The organism is Williamsia sp. (assembly GCF_036566845.1).
Classification (GTDB): domain Bacteria; phylum Actinomycetota; class Actinomycetes; order Mycobacteriales; family Mycobacteriaceae; genus Williamsia.
Genome location: NZ_DATCVM010000060.1, coordinates 13,140 through 29,352 on the forward strand (window position 1 = coordinate 13,140; position 16,213 = coordinate 29,352).

Consider the following 16,213-nt stretch of genomic DNA (forward strand, 5'->3'; position numbering starts at 1 on the left):
ACACGCGTATCGCGCTCAGAACGCCGCTTTCTCCTGCTCGGCAGTACTCAGAAGTTCCTCGGCATGAGCCCGTCCGGTATCCGAATCTCCAAGTCCGGCAAGCATTCTGGCCAACTCGGCCACGCGCTCTTCACGTTCGAGCACACCCACGGAACTCGTCACAGACGAACCCTTGCTGGATTTTGAACTCGCCGACGTTTGTTTTCCGATCAAAAGGTGATTGTCGGCAAATGCCGCAACTTGTGGCAAATGCGTGACCACGATGACCTGATGCGCCTGGGCCAGCCGGGCCAGCCTGCGTCCGATCTCGACTGCCGCGCGACCTCCGACACCGGCGTCGACCTCGTCGAACACCATCGTCGATCCCCCGCCGGGACCGGCCAGGACCACTTCCAACGCCAGCATCACGCGAGAGAGCTCACCGCCGGACGCAGATTTGGCGATCGGCCGGACAGGCGCACCCGCATGGGCCACCAGCCCGAACTCCACCCTGTCGGTGCCGTCGGGGCCCGCATGGACCTGACGGCCCGCGATCTCCAGCGCCCGCCGGTCGTTGTCGGTTGCCACATCGGGACTGACGGTGACCTCGAGTTGCGCGTCCCCCATCGCCAGTCCGGTCAGTTCTGAGCTGACCTTGCCAGCAAGGGTCTTCGCGGCCTTCACGCGGACCTTGGTGAGCTTGCCCGCGGCCACACCCACGTCGTCACGAGCGGCGACGACCCGGGCCGAGAGGTCTTCGAGTGATTCCGAGGAGTCACCGATCTCGGCGAGCCGTGACCGGGCCGCATCGGCCCACTCGATCACACCGTCGATGTCCGGGGCGTACTTCCGCACAAGGGACTTGAGTTCGGCCTGGCGCTGCAGTAGCTGCTCGAGCTCGGCCGCATCTGCGGGCAGACCGGACAGGAAGCCACTGAGCTCCTCACCGATGTCGCCCACGACGCTGAGCGCTTCCTCGATCCGGGGCAGCAGACCACGCAAGGTGTCGTCGTTGATCGTGCTCACGCTGGTCCGCGCCACACCCAGTCCGTCGAGAACCGAACCTCCGAGCTGTCCGTCGGAGTTCGGGTCGGCTCCGGTGACCGCCACCAGCGCGGTGGCCGCGGCGGCGCGTACGGTTTCCAGATCGCTGAGCCGGCGGACCGTTGTCGCGATCTCTTCGTCTTCGCGGGCCTGCGGCGCGACCTTGTCGATCTCGTCCAGGCCGAACCGGAGCCGATCGGCCTCCTGCGCGATCTCGCGAGAATTGGCCTGTCGGTCCCGGAGCTGATCGGCGAGTGTGACCCAGCGATCGCGCGCCTCGCGGTAAGCCTTGAGCGGTTTGGTCACGGCATCGGCCGCAAAGCGGTCGAGTGCGTCGCGCTGATGCTCCGCGCGCAGCAACCGCAACTGGTCGTTCTGTCCGTGAATCGCCAACTGACCGCTGGTGAACTGCCCGAGCAGTCCGACCGGGACGGACCGACCGCCGAGGTGCGCCCGGGATCGTCCGTCGGCGTTGACCGTGCGGACCGCGATCACGGTGCCGTCGTCGTCCAATTCGGCACCTGCCGAATCGAGCACTTCTGCAGCGTCGGTGCCGGTCGTCCGGAAACGACCCTCCACCACGGCCCGGCTCTGGCCGGTACGGACGCGGCCGGCGTCGGCCCGGGCTCCGGAGAGCAGATGCAGGCTGGTCACCACCATCGTCTTACCGGCACCGGTCTCACCGGTGAGCACGGTCAGGCCTTCATGAAACTCGGCGCCGGCCTTGTCGATGACGCCGAGACCGCTGATCGAGATTTCTTCGAGCACTAGGTTTGCCTTCCCCTCCACCCCGTGACCGGCAATTCGAACTTGCGCACCAGCCGATCGGCAAATGGATCGGAATCGATCCGGATCCAGTGCACCGGCATGCTTCCGCGGATGACCTCGATACGGCCTCCGGCCGGCACCTCGATGTTGCGTCGCCCGTCGCAGGAGACGAGCGCATCCTGCCCACGGGCCATCACCTCGACCGCGACCAGCGAGCGGGGGCTGGTCACCATCGGGCGGGCGAACAATGCGTGCGCGTTGGAGGGAACCAGCAGAATGGCTTCCAGATCAGGCCACATCACGGGCCCACCCGCGGAGAACGCATAGGCGGTGGATCCGGTCGGCGTCGACACCAGGATGCCGTCGGCGCCGAAAGCCGAGACCGGACGTCCGTCGACCTCGGTGATGAGCTCGAGAACACCCTGCCGCGACAGGTTCTGAATGCTCACCTCATTCAGGGCCCACGTCTGCGCGATGACTTTGCCGTCGACTCGGACGCTGATGTCGAGCGTCATCCGGTCTTCGACCTCATAGTCGCGGTCGACGAGCTTGGCCATCACCTCGTCGATGCGATTCGCTTCCGCTTCGGCGAGAAAACCGATGTGCCCCAAATTGATTCCGAGTACCGGCACCGATACCGGATGTGCGAGTTCGGCGGCACGCAGAAAAGTACCGTCACCACCGAGCACGATGACCACCTCACAACCGGCGGCCGACTGGTGGTCGGCGGCGGTCACCGCGACGTCGGCACCGATCTGGCGGAGCTCGCTTGGATCGAGCGGATACACCGCACCCACATATCGCTGTTCCGGATGGGTCGACATGACGTCGTGGTCGACGACCCGTAAACCGATACCCGCGTCGGCACACCGTTTTGCGATGACCGCCATTGTTTCCCGCACGTTGTCCCGGCCGGTGTGGGCAACGACGAGGAACTCACGCTCCTGCTGCCCCGCCACCACGACGGGGGCACCCACCACATCACTCACTGGGGCCCTTTCTCGATCGCCTCGGCAATTGCCGTACGCACATTGTCATCCACGACAGCGGGCTCGGTCTGCTTACGCAGCCAGAGGAAGTATTCAACATTGCCCGACGGCCCCGGCAACGGGCTCGCGACAACACCGAGTGTCTGCAGGCCGTGACCGGCCGCGGTCTGCGCCACAGCGGTCACCGCCTCGGTCCGGAGCTCGGCGCTGCGCACCACTCCCCCCGATCCGACACGGTCTTTGCCCACCTCGAATTGGGGTTTGACCATGGGCAGCAGGTCGGCACCGGGTTTGGCGCAGTCGGCGAACGCCGGGAGGACGAGGTTGAGCGAGATGAACGACAAGTCGGCCACCACCAGATCCACCGGCCCCCCGATCTGCTCGGCGGTCAGGCTCCGGACGTTCGTTCGATCGTGAACGTGCACCCGGTCATCGTTCTGGATGCGCCAGATGAGCTGGCCGTAGCCGACATCGACCGCCACCACCTCCGTGGCGCCCCGGCGCAGCAGGACGTCTGTGAAACCGCCGGTGGAGGCACCGGCATCCAGGCAACGCTTTCCGGCGACGGAAACACCTTGTGGCTCAAACGCAGCCAACGCGCCGAGGAGTTTGTGGGCGCCGCGCGAGGCCCAGCCCTCGTCGTTGTTCTCGGCCACCACTATCGGCGCTCCGAGATCGACGTTGGTGGCCGGCTTGCCGGCAACCGTGCCGTTCACCTTGACCAGACCCGCTTCGATCAGGTCGCGAGCATGCTCCCGCGACCGGGCCTCACCCCGACGCACGAGTTCGGCATCGAGGCGTGCCCTACGCGCCATGGCGCACACACTCACACACGATCGACCTTTTCCAGGGCATCGGTGATCACCGTGTGCGCCTGTTCCAACAGATGCGCCTGCTTGGCGAGTTGGATGAGCGACTCACCATCGGTGACACTCTCACCTGCCCGCTCGTCGTCCCTGTTCTCGTCGCCCCTGCTCTCATCGCCGCGGCTCTCGTCTTGACTGCCCTCGTGACAAGCCGTGCGGTTGACGGTCACAGCAACGTTGTCGGCCTGTTCGAGCAACGCGGCCACATCGCGCCTGATCGTCTGCGGATCGACGGCAGCGGTGGGTGCGGCCGGGCCCGGGATGGGGCCCGGGGTCGGTCGCGGTCCGGGTGTGGGTCTGGGTCCGGGAAGGGGTTGGTTCATCGCCTGCCAAGGTTAGTCGATCTCGGGGCATGTCGATTGTTAGCGTCGGGTCATGACCTCCACCTCGCGACGGCTTCCGGATCCGACTGCACCCGACGCTCGAATCCTGCGCCGCGACACCCGGCTGTGCATTTCGCTGTCGGGACGGCCCAGCAACATCGGCACCAAATTCCACAACTACCTGTACAACGAGCTCGAACTCGACTTCGTCTACAAAGCCTTCAGCACAACGGATCTTCCTGCCGCGATCGCCGGAATCCGGGGCCTCGACATCCGCGGGGCCGGGATCTCGATGCCGTTCAAGGAGGCGGTCATCGATCTGGTGGACGTGATGCACGAATCCGCGGCCGCGATCGACTCGGTGAACACGATCGTCAACGAAGACGGCACGCTCCACGCCTACAACACCGACTACCAGGCTGCGGCAAACCTGTTGCGCGACAGCGGCATCCCCACGTCAAGCTCGGTGGCGATCGCGGGCAGCGGAGGGATGGCCAAAGCCGTCGTCGCCGCGCTACGCGATGAGGGTTTCACAGACACCGTCGTGGTGGCCCGCAACAAGTCGGCGGGGCAGGCGCTGGCGGATCGGTACGGCTTCACCTGGCAGCCCGACCTCGGCACAGGAACACCGGACCTACTGGTGAACGCCACACCGATCGGGATGGCGGCCGGCCCCGACGCCGACGGTATGCCTTTCACCGCGGACGCGGTCCGGGCAGCACACGCGGTGTTCGACGTGGTGGCGATGCCCTCGCAGACACCCCTCATCACCGCCGCGGCCGGCAAGACGGTGATCACCGGCGCACAGGTGATCGCACTCCAGGCCGCAGAGCAGTTCGTGCTCTACACCGGGGTGCGACCCACCGACGCCCAGATCGCCGCTGCCTCCGAATTCTCCAGGAGCTGAGCACTCCAGTAACTGAGCATCCAGCAACTGAGCACTCCAGCAACTGAGTTCTCCAAGCCCTGAAGTACTCAAGCCCTGTAGTACTCCAGACTCCGAATCACTCGAATCACTCCGAGGCCGGAGCCGGTCAGGCGAGCAGCCCCACGCTCTTCAGCGCGTTCTGTGCCTTCTCTTCGGCGGCTTCCACTGTCCACGTTGCGGCCGTGCGCTCGTTCGACCAGCCGGCGTGCAGCACCGCGTAGAGCGCTCCTGCCGGATCTGCGTTGTCGTCGGTGGCCACCACGGTCAGGGTGCTGTCGAGTGCGCTGACGTGCCAGCCCGCACGGGGTCCGACGATGACGCTGTCGGCGGCGGCATTGAGTCCGCTCAGATCGGCAGAGACGAAGGTCGGGCGCCGCGCCTCGGGCGCGTTGAGCGCATCAGCGACGGTGTTGACACCGGTCAAGACCAGCAGACTGTCGGCCTCGATGGCGTTGGCGCCCTCGATGTCCGTGTCGAGACGATCGCCGACCACAAGCGGGGTCTTGGAGCCACTGCGATTGACGGCATCGATCATCAACGGCGCGGCGGGTTTGCCTGCGACGAGTGGCTGCCTGCCGGTGGCGTGCGCAACCGCCGCAACCATCGATCCGTTGCCCACCTGCAGGCCACGCTCGGTCGGCACCGTGGCGTCGACGTTGCAGGCCACCCAGAGAGCTCCGGCGCGCAGGGCGAGAGCGGCCTCCGACAGGATCTCCCAGCCCGTCTCGGTCGAATGTCCTTGGACCACCGCGGCCGGACGGTCATCCGCACTGCGCGTCACACCGAGTCCGACCGAGCGGATCTCGTGGACCAGCGCTTCTGTACCGACAACCAGCACCCTCGAGCCCATCGGCAGACGCTCCGACAACAAGCGCGCAGCGGTTTGCGCGCTGGTCACTACCTCGTCGGGCTGCGCCGCAAATCCCAACTCGCGCAGGTGTTCTGCGACGGCCACCGGCGAACGGCTGGCGTTGTTGGTGACGTAGTAGTTCTTCTGGTCACCGGCGTCGAGTGCATCCTTCGCACCCGGGACCTCCAACTTGCCGGCGTAGACCGTGCCGTCGAGATCGAGCAGCAGTGCGTCGTAGGCATCGCGCAACCGATCACCGGCCGCCGCGGGCGCGGCCGGGACCAGGGTGGGGCGTGCCGGCTCGGCAACCGGTTGCGCCTCGTCCGCAGGAGTGGCAACACCAGCGGGCGCGACAACAGGGGCGGGCACCTCGGAGGACGGATCTTCGTCCGCGGCTTCGGGCTCGGACAATTCCATCAAGCGGTCTTCGGCGTCGGTGGCGTCGTCTTCGTCGGCCGAGGCCGCATTCATGAACCAGGTGATCGCCTCGTCGCGGCGTCCACCGGCGAGCAGGGCCGCGGCGTAGGCGTAGAAGTAGCGGGCCGCTTCGGTGCCGACCCGCGACGGGTCGAGGTCGCTGGTCTGCAGTGTGACGATGGCCTTGTCGAAGTCGCCGAGGTCCAGACGGGCACCGGATTCGACGATCCGCATCTCCGCGGCGACCTCGCCGGTCAGCGACCGCCCCTCGTCGCTGCGTGCCACGTCGATTGCCCGCTCGGGACGACCGAGTCCGCGTTCGCAATCGGCGATCATGGGCAGCAATGCGCTACCGGTCGACATCCGCTTCGCAGCCCGCAATTCCGAGAGCGCCTCGGCCCATTCCTGCGCGTTGTAGGCCGCGAGTCCGGCAGCTTCGCGCACCATTGCGATACGTCCGGCGCGACGACGTGCTGCGCGGGCGTGTTCCAGAGCCAGGGGCGGATCTTCGTCCAGCAGGCGGAACGTCATGATCAGGTGGCGTGAAACCATGTCTGCGTTTGCTCGGTCGAGGCTGAGCAGATCGCGGCGAACCTCGGTGTCGAGGTCTTGTGGCAGAACATCTTCCGGCAACGGGGGCTCCGGTGGGCGGTTGGCCGAACCGGTGCCGCGACGAGCGTTCGAATCGTTCCGGAAGTTACGGCCACCCCGATCAGACCCGCCCCGATCAGATGCACCCCGGTCGGATCCACCACGCGCGGATCCATCGCGGCGATCGGAGGGCCGTCCGCTGTTGGAGTTGCCTCGGCTGCCGCCGCCGTTGCCGTTGCGTCTGTCGTTCACGTCTGCCTCTTCGTCACGATCGCACCACCTGCGGGGACCGCAGAATCGATGGATTCACGCTATGTAGTTTCGTTCGAATGGCCGAATGGCCGCTAGTCAGCGTAGCCGCTGGAGTCATCGAACGGCGAATTCCGCGACGGCCGTCACCCCCCACGGCGCCGTTCGGTACCGCAGGGAATGCTGACTCTCAGAGGCTGCGAAGCACCTCGGCCGCCGCCCGTTGCCCCGACCGCACCGCCCCGTCCATGTATCCGGTCCAGTAGTCGGACGTCTCAGTGCCTGCCCAGTGAATCGGCCCGATGGGCGCACGCAACGCACGACCGTATCGCGTGAGCGTGCCGGGTCGGCTGACCGCCACCGGTCCTCCCTGCGACCAGGGCTCGAGGTCCCATTTGAAGACGCCGTAGTCCAGGTGGTCACGTGCTTCGGGACCGAAGTAGTCGACAAAATTCTGGGTGCATTCGGCGACGAGTTGTTCCTCTGGAGCGTGGTCCAGACGCCGCATGGCATCGGCGGAGATGAATCCCATCAGCACGTGATTGCCCTCGGCGTAGTTCTCGAAGCAGACGTCGATCGGTTCACCGTTGCCGATCACCTGACCCGACAAGCCCTTCGCCCGCCAGAACGGCGTGCTGTAGACGGCCGCGAACTTGCTGATCGCGCCCATCCGGTAGCCGGCGTGCAGCCCCTGCCGTTCACTCGAGAGGCCTTGCAGATAGTCGATTCCCCCACTGATGGCCGGCGACATGGCAACAATCACCTTGCGCGCGTTGATCGTTCCGACATCGCTCGACACGGTGGCGCCGTCGGCGGTCCATCCGATCGAACGGACTGCCGCGTTGTAGACAACGCGCTCACCGAGTTCGGCGGCCATCCGAAGTGGAATCAACGCCGCACCGCCGACAAACAGCCGCTCTTGCGCACCGCCTGCGGTGGACAGCAGACGGATGAGGCTGCCCGGATTGGCTTCGTCTCCCGCAGCCGCCACGTAGTTGAAGAAGTAGAGAGCCGACAGTTCGTCCGCCTCCACCGACAACGCGGCAGAACTCGCCAGACCGAGCAGCATCCGCGCGGTCGGCGACAGCGTGCGGCTTTCCAGCCACTGTTTCCAGGTCACCGAATCGAGGTACGCGGCGTCGGGGTGCTTCCATGGTTCGCCGACCGGGAAATCCAGGAGCCCCTGGAGTTCGACCTGCGCCAGCGCCAAGCCTGCCTCCGGTGTCGCCGGATCAATGGGCAGGCCCAGCGCGCTGGGCATCGTGGAGCGCTTGCCGCTGTTCCAGAAGACGCTGTCACCCTCGTTGTACGTCGGCAACGTGGCAACGCCGTACTCGCGCGCCAACGACGCGATATGAGTTTGAGTGGGTCCGATGAACTCTGCACCGGCGTCCAGGGTCACGCCCAGCTTCGGCGTCGAGATGTTGTGGACACGGCCGCCCGCGCGCTCACGCGCCTCGAGGACCAACACAGATCGGCCTGATTCTGCGATCGTCTTCGCCGCAGCCAAACCCGACAACCCGCCACCGACCACCGCAACGTCATACGTCTGGCTGCCGGGGTCACCGCCCGGACCGGCAGAAGCCGCGCCTGCGCCCATCAGGCTTCCACCCACCGTCAGCCCGACGGCACCGAGCGCGGCTCCCCCGATCAGTTGTCGCCGGGAGATCGAGTACCCCGACAACGGACGCTGACCAGCACTGTTCGGCTTCTGGTTGAACATGGCGGGAATCGTAACCCGCGTGGCCCGAAAAAGTGGGTCAAGTGACCCAGTTTGGTCACGACGTCCAAGTGGTCTGGTCCCGCTGGTCCCGCTGGTCCCGCTGGTCCCGCTGGTCCATTTGGTCCATTTGGTCAATCGCCTACTCACAGCGATACCGCTGCGACGTGATCGCAGCGGTACCGCATCGTGGACCAGGACGTCACGTGTTGCAAGACCTCAGTCATTGAAAGACCTCTCGTTGCAGCACATCATCCGTTGCAGGACGTCAGTAGTAGTGCGCCCGACCGCCGACCTTGCGTCCGGTTGCACCCAGAATCCAGAGCACCGCGCCGACGACCAGAAGGACAACTCCGACAATCCAAAGGATGTAGACATCCAAGACCAAACCAAGGATGAGAAGTATTGCGCCGATGATGATCACATAAACTCCAGACGACTATGCGGTTGGGGCAGGCGGGCTCAGGGCCCGTCCTCCCATTCGCTGGGGGCGTTGACTGCTTCAGCACCTGTGTGCCGTTGACCCGCTATGTCCGGATTACCCAACCCCGTCGGTCTCAAACCCCGGTCTGCACTCAAGCCGTAGTGCCCGGTCGGTACTGAAAGCCGTAGTGGCAGTGGAGGCTATCCATGCTCGGGCACCCTCGACTCCTCCCGTTGCGAGTTTTCCGCCGTCGAGTTTTCGGTTTTTCACCACCGCTTTGTGGGTAACCAGCTGTCGGAGCTGCCCACCGCCCGGACCACTCGCGGGCGACACCACCGAGAAGGGATCGATACTGATGGCCACCAAGAGTTCACAGCCCCAGCTCAAGGATCCGAACCTGTACGAGGACCTCCGTGATGACGGTGCATCCAAGGAGAAAGCTGCCCGCATCTCCAATGCCGCCGCGAACAAGGGACGAAGCGCTGTCGGACGCAGCGGCGGACAGTCCGGTTCGTACGACAACTGGACTGTCGACGAGCTGAAGTCCCGCGCGAAAGAACTCGGTCTCCACGGATACTCGAAGCTGAACAAAGAGTCTCTCATCGACAAGCTTCGCAATCACTGATCGATCATTGAGTAATCGAGCATCCGGGCGACGACCTCTGTCCGATCGTCCGGTCGGCTTGACCCATCACACCAGTGCCGTGGGCGCCGTAGGTCGCCAGGTGTGGCAAAATGGATAAGCCGGTCGAGACAGCAGCCGCGAGCTTCGATCGCCAGAAATTGGCAGCGATCGAACTCTTTGTGTTTGAGGTCGAAAGGACTGGCTGCTGTGCAACCCAAGAACTCGCAATTCATCGATTCCGGCGCCGCCAATTCTGGTAGTGCTTCCCTGTCTGTGGTCACCGTCCGGCGCGGTGAGCTGGCGATACTCGCTGTCACCGGCAGCATGGACATCCTGACCGCACCGGAGCTGGAGGAGGCGGTGGCCGACGTACTCACCGGTCAGCCACGCGGTCTGATCATCGACCTCACGGCTGCGGAGTTCCTGTCGTCGGCCGGAATGTCCGTACTCGTCACGGCCCACGAATCGATCGCGCCGTTCGGCTCGTTCGGTGTCGTCGCCGACGGACCCTCGACTGCACGCCCGCTGCGTCTGGTCGGACTGGACCAGACTTTGACCATCTACCCGACGATCGACGCTGCGATCGCAGCGATGTCCGGGCCCGAGAACCCCTGACGAAACCCGATCTCCACAAGACCGACTATCTATAGTGTTGAGAGCACAAAAAGGGGGATCCGGGATGGACGTTTCACAGCTCGCATGGACCAACCGTTTGGCCGAGGTGGCCCGAGAGCTGCGCGCGGAGAGCAACGACATGGAGACCGTCCTCCGGGCGATATCCAAGGCTGCGGTCGACATCATTCCGGGAACCGAATACGCAAGTGTCACAGTCGTTACCGGAAACGCGACTGTCGAGACACCAGTGGTCATCGGCGACCTTGCGGGCCAGTCGGATGCGTTGCAGCAGAAACTGGGTGAAGGTCCCTGCATCCGGTCTGCGGTCGGCGAAGAGACCGTGTGGATCGACGATATGAAGTCCGAACATCGGTGGCCACAATTCGCCGCTGCCGCGGACGATCTCGGTATCGCTTCGATGGCGTGCTTCTGCCTGTATGTCGATGGTGACAATTTCGGTGCGCTGAATCTCCACAGCTCGGCGGTGGCCACCTTCGATGATGACGCGCGCTCGATCGGTCAGCTCTTCGCCGCACACGCCGCCATCGCGTTCTCGACCGTGCGCGAGAAGGAGCAACTGCGCACCGCGCTGAACAGTCGCGATCTCATCGGTCAGGCCAAGGGCATGATCATGGAGCGGTACCGCCTCGATTCAACCGCGGCTTTCCGCCTGCTCGCGAAGCTCTCCCAGGATTCCAACGTCAAACTGGTCGATGTGGCCAAGCGCGTGGTCGAGGCCGGGCCGGAGGACCGGTGACACCCGGGCCTCAGACGAGTCCTTCGAGTTCCGCGGCCGTCTGTCCTGCCGTCGAGCTGTAGATGTCCAGTAGGAAGTCTCCATCGCGGTACCCCGCAACATGCGGCAGATCTGCCTGCGACAGCAGCTCATGGACACGATCGCCGCTGGTTGGATACTCCTCGACCTTTCGACGCCAGTGCACAGCCACGAGGTGACCGTCCTCGGCGAGGCTCTGACGGGACTGTTCGACGACCGCGTCGAACTGCGCCGGATCCAGGTAGTAGAGCACTTCGCTGAGAACGATCAGGTCGAATGTCCCTGTCGGCCAGTCGGCGACAAAATCTCGAGTCTGCACCTCGACCCGGTCGGCGAACGGCTCGAGACGCTCGGCCGCGATTGATGTCGCTCGCGCACTGAGATCGACAGTCAGCAACTTGTCACACCGGTGCGCCAACAGTTCGGTGAACACACCGATCGAGCATCCGGCTTCAAAGGCATTGCGGTAGCGCCGTTTTGGCAGTGCCGCCAACGTCAAATGATACTTTCGTTCTTCGTACCAGCGCGTGGTGAACCCCCAGGGGTCATCGCTGCCGCGATACATCGCATGAAAGTAGTTGTTGTCGAAGTGGTTGTTGTCGAAGTGGTTGTTGTCCAAACGGTGCTCCTCAACCGAAAACGTACTCGTGGGTTCGCGTCAACCGATCGAGAATGTGCGGCAGAAGGACCGGTTGATCGGCCGGGTCCGGCGACAGCGGGTTGAGCTGTGTGTCGAATGCACTGATCGCGGTCCTCTTTGTGGCAAGCGACGTGGTCGACAGCCGGTACCGTCGCAGTTCATCCCACGGAATCGTCAGATCATCCGGGATTGCCCAGTGCCACATCCAGATCGGGTACTGCCACAACTGGAGGCCACGGACGTTGGCGATCTCCCGCGCGCATCGGCCCACCGCCTCATGGTCTGGATGACCGTCGTGTTCCCACACCGCGAGGACGCCCAGCGTTGCCTCGGGCGATTCGCCGCAGGTGTCGTCGACGATGTCGTTGATGATCGATGCCATCGCATCGTGTTCGAGTTCGAGTCCCCCATCGGGAAGTCCGAACCAGCGAGACCTACCGATTCCCAACACCTCCAACGCGACGTCGAGTTCGTCCCGCCGCCGGGCCGCGAGTTCCCCGGGCGACATCGTCGGCGACCCGGGATGCGAACCCGATCCGTCGGAGAGGCACACCGGCACGACGTCGATTCCGGCCGCCGCCGCAGCGAGCATCATGCCACCGGCGCCCAGCACCTCATCGTCGGGGTGAGCGGCAAGAACGATCAACCGATCGACAGTCACCTCGAGCTCCGGCCACTCGCGCGCGGACAGCCAACTCTGCCACTGCGCCTCCGTGGTTCCCTGCTCGTCGATGGGCGCGGCACCGAACCGCTCCGACGACGTCATCGGGCATTTTCGGCGGCGAGCCTGCCGAGCTCGACCAGGTCGCGGTCTGCGTGGGACTGCCTGACATACACGCTGAGATCTGCCACAGCCTGTGCATGATCGGGATCTCCCACAAGAGGGGCGGGCCCGAGTGCCCGGGCCACCCGGTCGAGTACACCGCCGGCGATCTGCTCGATCGACCAGCGCACCCGGTAGGCACGCCGACGCGCGACGGCGAGATCTTCAGGATTCCTGTCGATGTCTGCGGCGGCCTGATCCAGCTCTGCCCGGCCTGTGGCCAGCAGCGCATCAACCGCGCCCAAATGCATCAGGGTGATGTCGTCGCTGTCCGACCTGGCTTTGCTGCTCAACGCCTGCGCCACCTTCACCGTGCCACCGAACCAGCAGGCAGCGACCCCGACTCCGCCGTGCCAGAATCCCGGCCTGTTCAGATATCTCCCGGGCTGTCCCACTGGCTGGGCCTCGACGTCGACGAACTCGACCGCTGCGGTGTTGGTATCGGACATCCCGCGGTTGGACCACTGACTCGCCGATGGATGCACGCCGCTCTTCCGGAGGTCGACCGCGAACAGCCGACGGCCTCCATCGGTCCTCGCGGTCACCAACGCATGTGTGCAACCCGAGGCTCCCGAACACCAGACCTTGGTCCCGGTCAGTGTCCAGACACCGGAGTTCAGGTTTGCGGTCACCAGCGGCGCCGGTGGTTCTGCTGCCCACACACCCCAAAGTTCGCCGGGCCCAACTGCCGGCCCTCCGAGTTCGTGGAGGATTGCGGCGGCATCGCCATGCGCTTCGACCATGCGTCCCATCGCGATGTCCCTGCGGGTGAGTTCGATCAGCTGCCGGAACCGCCCGCTCGTGTCGCCTTCCCCCGGGTAGGGCAGCCGGAAGTCGGACGCCGACACGATGTCGATCGCGCGCGTGATCGCTCCAGAACTCACGACGCCTCGCCGTCGGCAAGACCCACCAGATAGTCCGAGAAGCCACCGGATGCTCGTCCGTCCCGTCGAGCAGAAGTGAGGACCGGCGCCCGGGAACTCCAACAGATCGGGACCTGGGCGAGCCGCAGGCGGGCAACGAGATCCACATCCTCGTCCTGCGCGATCAAGGCAAATCCGCCTACACCGAAGTACACAGAAGCCCACATCCCAAGATTCGCTCCGTGCACGTGACGGTGGCCGTCTGCGGGTTGGTATTCAGCCAAGAACCGCGCGGCGACCTCCGGTGGCCAGTCGGTCCAATTGCCCACCGTGATCGTGCCGACGAAGGCATCCCATCCGTCGCGGGCCGCCGACAACTGCTCGGTCAACCAGTTCTGCGGAACCACCGAATCCGCGTCGGTGGTGGCGAACCACGTGCGCTCATCCCAGAATCCGTGATCAAAGCCTGCTCTGCGGGCCTGGCCGACGGACCGCCCCCTCACCGCAATCGACTCCACGCCTGCCGGGATGCACGCCGCGGTTCCATCTGTGCAGTCGTCGAGCACAACCACAACCCGGACGGGAATCTCAACCCGCCTGGCCGCAACCGCGATCGAACTCAGACACGCAGGGAGGACGTCCTTCTCGTTGTGGGCAGGGACGACTACAACTACGCTTTCAGCCCTTTGCCAGGCCCCCGCCATCACGCCCCGCTACGCCTTTTGCTGTGCGCTGGTCCGCGCCGGATTCTTCTGCTCTGCGGCCTTCGGGTCGAGTTCATCTGACTTTGCCCGAACACCGGCTTCTACAGCACTGCCCAGATCCGGATCGACACGCCTCCAGTACTCGAACGCACGGGCCAGGACCGGTTCGCTGACGCCGTTCAAGAGGTGGCCGACTATGTTGTCGGTCAACCGCTCCCGCGCCGCGTCGTCGAGAACCTCGCGCACCATCGTGCCGGCCTGCCCGAAATCATCGTCCTCGGGATGGTCGACGTAGGCGGTCCGGACGATTTCGCCGTTCGCAGCCCACCCCGGTTCGATCTGGAATCCGGTCGCCGCAGCCGGGCCGCCTTTGGAGTTGGGAGCGTAGACCGGGTCGCTCGCATTGACCACCCGCATCGCACCGTCTTTGGAATACGAATGCACCGGGTACTTCGACGCATTGACCGGAATCTGCCGGTAGTTACCACCGATCCTGGCGCGATGTGCATCCGAGTACGAGAAGCCTCGAGCCAACAACATCCGATCCGGACTCAGCCCGATTCCGGGTACGAGGTTGTTCGGCTCGAACGCCAGTTGCTCGATCTGGGTGTGATGGTCCGTCGGATTCTGGTTCAGCGTCATTCGGCCCACCTCGTGCAACGGATAGTCGCCGTGCGGCCAAACCTTGGTCAGGTCAAAGGGATTGAACCGGTAGGACGCCGCGTCGTCGAACGGCATCAACTGCACCTTCAGCGTCCACGACGGGAACTCCCCATCCGCGATGTGCTCGAACAGATCCCGCGTGTGATAGTCCGTATCGATGGCCGCCATCTGATCCGCCTCGTCCTGAGTGAAGAACTCGTGGCCCTGATCGGTGATGAAGTGATACTTCACCCAGTGCTTCACGCCTTCGCTGTTGACCCACAGATAGGTGTGCGAGCTGTACCCGTTCATGTGCCGCCAGGTTCGCGGGATGCCCCGGTCACCCATCAACCAGGTCACCTGGTGCGCTGACTCCGGAGACAGGCTCCAGAAGTCCCACTGCATGTCGTGGTCACGAAGATTGTTGTCGGCTCGCCTCTTCTGCGAGCGGATGAAGTGCTGGAACTTGAGGGGATCCTTGATGAAGAACACCGGGGTGTTGTTGCCAACCATGTCGTACACACCCTCGCTGGTGTAGAACTTCAGCGCGAAGCCACGGGGATCACGCCATGTGTCGGGGCTTCCTCGCTCGCCGGCGACCGTCGAGAATCGAGCACCCATCTCGGTTTTCGTACCCGGCTGAAACACCGCGGCACACGTATACGCAGAAACGTCAGCGGTGACTTCGAAGTCGCCGAAGGCGCCACTGCCCTTAGCGTGCGGCTGCCGTTCCGGGATGCGCTCCCTGTTGAACTGCGCCATCTGCTCGATCAAGTAATGATCATGCAGCACAATCGGCCCGCCTGCGCCAACGGTCAACGAGTGTTCGTCGCTGGCCACCGGAGCGCCGGCATCGGTAGTGGTGAAGATCTGTTCGTCGGTCATGCACACCTCCAGGATCGCAATCGGCAATCGGAGGCCGGCTCAGGGCTGTCGCCGGCTTCCTTCCGAATGCCAGATACCCAGGCATCGCCTCGCTGAAACAGGCGCCGAGTGCGTACACGCCTGAACGCCCGCCCCAGACATACGGCTCGTGAACACCCTGTCCTCAACGCACAGCCGAGAAGAGCACGCCTTCGCAGTGCGCCGGTGAAAGTCGGGCTAGCGCATTTTCGTCCCTTTGAGGGGTCACCAAGGGCATATGTCCCTTGGTGGGTGGTGTGGGGCCTGATTGTGCCCGCAGATAGCAAAATACCCCGTATCCGCAGTCCGGGGACTGTGAATACGGGGTATCTGCAAGTTGTGTTCGGCGGTGTCCTACTCTCCCACACTGATTAGGGTGCAGTACCATCGGCGCTGGTAGGCTTAGCTTCCGGGTTCGGAATGGGACCGGGCGTTTCCCTACCGCTATAGCCGCCGTAACAATGTGAAACAACCA

At 64.4% G+C, this 16,213-nt stretch carries 16 protein-coding genes and 1 rRNA gene; 4 read left to right on the forward strand and 13 right to left on the reverse strand.

The genetic code is table 11. The annotated features are described in order from the left end of the window. Window positions 1-15: 15 nt before the first annotated feature. The 4 genes from recN to VIQ49_RS05360 are packed head-to-tail and all read right to left on the reverse strand — an operon-like array spanning window position 16 to window position 3,969. The gene (gene recN / locus VIQ49_RS05345; RefSeq protein ID WP_331881655.1) at window positions 16-1,791 is read right to left on the reverse strand and encodes a DNA repair protein RecN; all 1,776 of its coding nucleotides are present in this window, start codon (window positions 1,789-1,791) and stop codon (window positions 16-18) included. Then, complete coding sequence (locus tag VIQ49_RS05350; protein ID WP_331881658.1) at window positions 1,791-2,768, reverse strand: NAD kinase; 978 nt, start codon at window positions 2,766-2,768, stop codon at window positions 1,791-1,793. Before VIQ49_RS05350 ends, recN begins: the two co-directional genes overlap by 1 nt. Before the next feature lie 8 nt (window positions 2,769-2,776). Continuing rightward, window positions 2,777-3,595, reverse strand: a complete 819-nt coding sequence (locus VIQ49_RS05355) for a TlyA family RNA methyltransferase (protein ID WP_331881660.1) — start codon at window positions 3,593-3,595, stop codon at window positions 2,777-2,779. An 11-nt stretch (window positions 3,596-3,606) separates the two neighbouring features. Next, window positions 3,607-3,969: a hypothetical protein gene (locus VIQ49_RS05360; protein ID WP_331881663.1), complete on the reverse strand. Its 363-nt coding sequence runs from the start codon at window positions 3,967-3,969 to the stop codon at window positions 3,607-3,609. Between the two features lie 52 nt (window positions 3,970-4,021). Here VIQ49_RS05360 and VIQ49_RS05365 point away from each other — a divergent pair, with 52 nt between their 5' ends. Further along, window positions 4,022-4,876, forward strand: coding sequence for a shikimate 5-dehydrogenase (locus tag VIQ49_RS05365; RefSeq protein WP_331881666.1), 855 nt, complete (start codon window positions 4,022-4,024; stop codon window positions 4,874-4,876). 127 nt (window positions 4,877-5,003) lie between these two features. Here the strand turns inward: VIQ49_RS05365 and VIQ49_RS05370 are convergent, their stop codons facing one another. From VIQ49_RS05370 to VIQ49_RS05380, 3 genes are all read right to left on the reverse strand, one after another. Further along, window positions 5,004-7,007, reverse strand: coding sequence for an HAD-IIA family hydrolase (locus tag VIQ49_RS05370; RefSeq protein WP_331881668.1), 2,004 nt, complete (start codon window positions 7,005-7,007; stop codon window positions 5,004-5,006). A 187-nt stretch (window positions 7,008-7,194) separates the two neighbouring features. Then, window positions 7,195-8,727 (reverse strand): flavin monoamine oxidase family protein, encoded by a 1,533-nt coding sequence (locus VIQ49_RS05375; RefSeq protein WP_331881670.1) that lies wholly within the window; start codon window positions 8,725-8,727, stop codon window positions 7,195-7,197. Between the two features lie 265 nt (window positions 8,728-8,992). Further along, window positions 8,993-9,148, reverse strand: a complete 156-nt coding sequence (locus VIQ49_RS05380; protein ID WP_331881673.1) for a DUF6131 family protein — start codon at window positions 9,146-9,148, stop codon at window positions 8,993-8,995. Window positions 9,149-9,503: 355 nt separating this feature from the next. On the opposite strand from VIQ49_RS05380, the gene VIQ49_RS05385 reads away from it, so the two are divergent. The 3 genes from VIQ49_RS05385 to VIQ49_RS05395 all read left to right on the forward strand — a co-directional run bounded on the left by VIQ49_RS05385 (window position 9,504) and on the right by VIQ49_RS05395 (window position 11,145). Next, a complete protein-coding gene (locus VIQ49_RS05385) occupies window positions 9,504-9,773 on the forward strand; it encodes an SAP domain-containing protein (RefSeq protein ID WP_331881675.1) in 270 nt (89 codons plus the stop codon). Between the two features lie 207 nt (window positions 9,774-9,980). Then, window positions 9,981-10,388: an STAS domain-containing protein gene (locus tag VIQ49_RS05390; protein WP_331881677.1), complete on the forward strand. Its 408-nt coding sequence runs from the start codon at window positions 9,981-9,983 to the stop codon at window positions 10,386-10,388. Window positions 10,389-10,452: 64 nt separating this feature from the next. Then, a complete protein-coding gene (locus tag VIQ49_RS05395) occupies window positions 10,453-11,145 on the forward strand; it encodes a GAF and ANTAR domain-containing protein (RefSeq protein ID WP_331881679.1) in 693 nt (230 codons plus the stop codon). Between the two features lie 10 nt (window positions 11,146-11,155). Here the strand turns inward: VIQ49_RS05395 and VIQ49_RS05400 are convergent, their stop codons facing one another. From VIQ49_RS05400 to rrf, 6 genes are all read right to left on the reverse strand, one after another. Further along, on the reverse strand, window positions 11,156-11,782 hold the full coding sequence (locus tag VIQ49_RS05400) for an SAM-dependent methyltransferase (RefSeq protein WP_331881681.1): 627 nt from the start codon (window positions 11,780-11,782) through the stop codon (window positions 11,156-11,158). A 10-nt stretch (window positions 11,783-11,792) separates the two neighbouring features. Beyond that, window positions 11,793-12,569, reverse strand: a complete 777-nt coding sequence (locus VIQ49_RS05405) for a PIG-L family deacetylase (RefSeq protein ID WP_331881683.1) — start codon at window positions 12,567-12,569, stop codon at window positions 11,793-11,795. Beyond that, the gene (locus tag VIQ49_RS05410) at window positions 12,566-13,510 is read right to left on the reverse strand and encodes an acyl-CoA dehydrogenase family protein (protein WP_331881686.1); all 945 of its coding nucleotides are present in this window, start codon (window positions 13,508-13,510) and stop codon (window positions 12,566-12,568) included. The genes VIQ49_RS05405 and VIQ49_RS05410 overlap by 4 nt, the downstream gene beginning before the upstream one ends. Then, complete coding sequence (locus VIQ49_RS05415) at window positions 13,507-14,193, reverse strand: glycosyltransferase (protein WP_331881689.1); 687 nt, start codon at window positions 14,191-14,193, stop codon at window positions 13,507-13,509. Before VIQ49_RS05415 ends, VIQ49_RS05410 begins: the two co-directional genes overlap by 4 nt. A 9-nt stretch (window positions 14,194-14,202) precedes the next feature. After that, window positions 14,203-15,720, reverse strand: coding sequence for a catalase (locus VIQ49_RS05420; RefSeq protein ID WP_331881692.1), 1,518 nt, complete (start codon window positions 15,718-15,720; stop codon window positions 14,203-14,205). Window positions 15,721-16,079: 359 nt separating this feature from the next. Continuing rightward, window positions 16,080-16,196: ribosomal RNA gene (gene rrf, locus VIQ49_RS05425) — 5S ribosomal RNA — on the reverse strand. Window positions 16,197-16,213 lie beyond the last annotated feature (17 nt).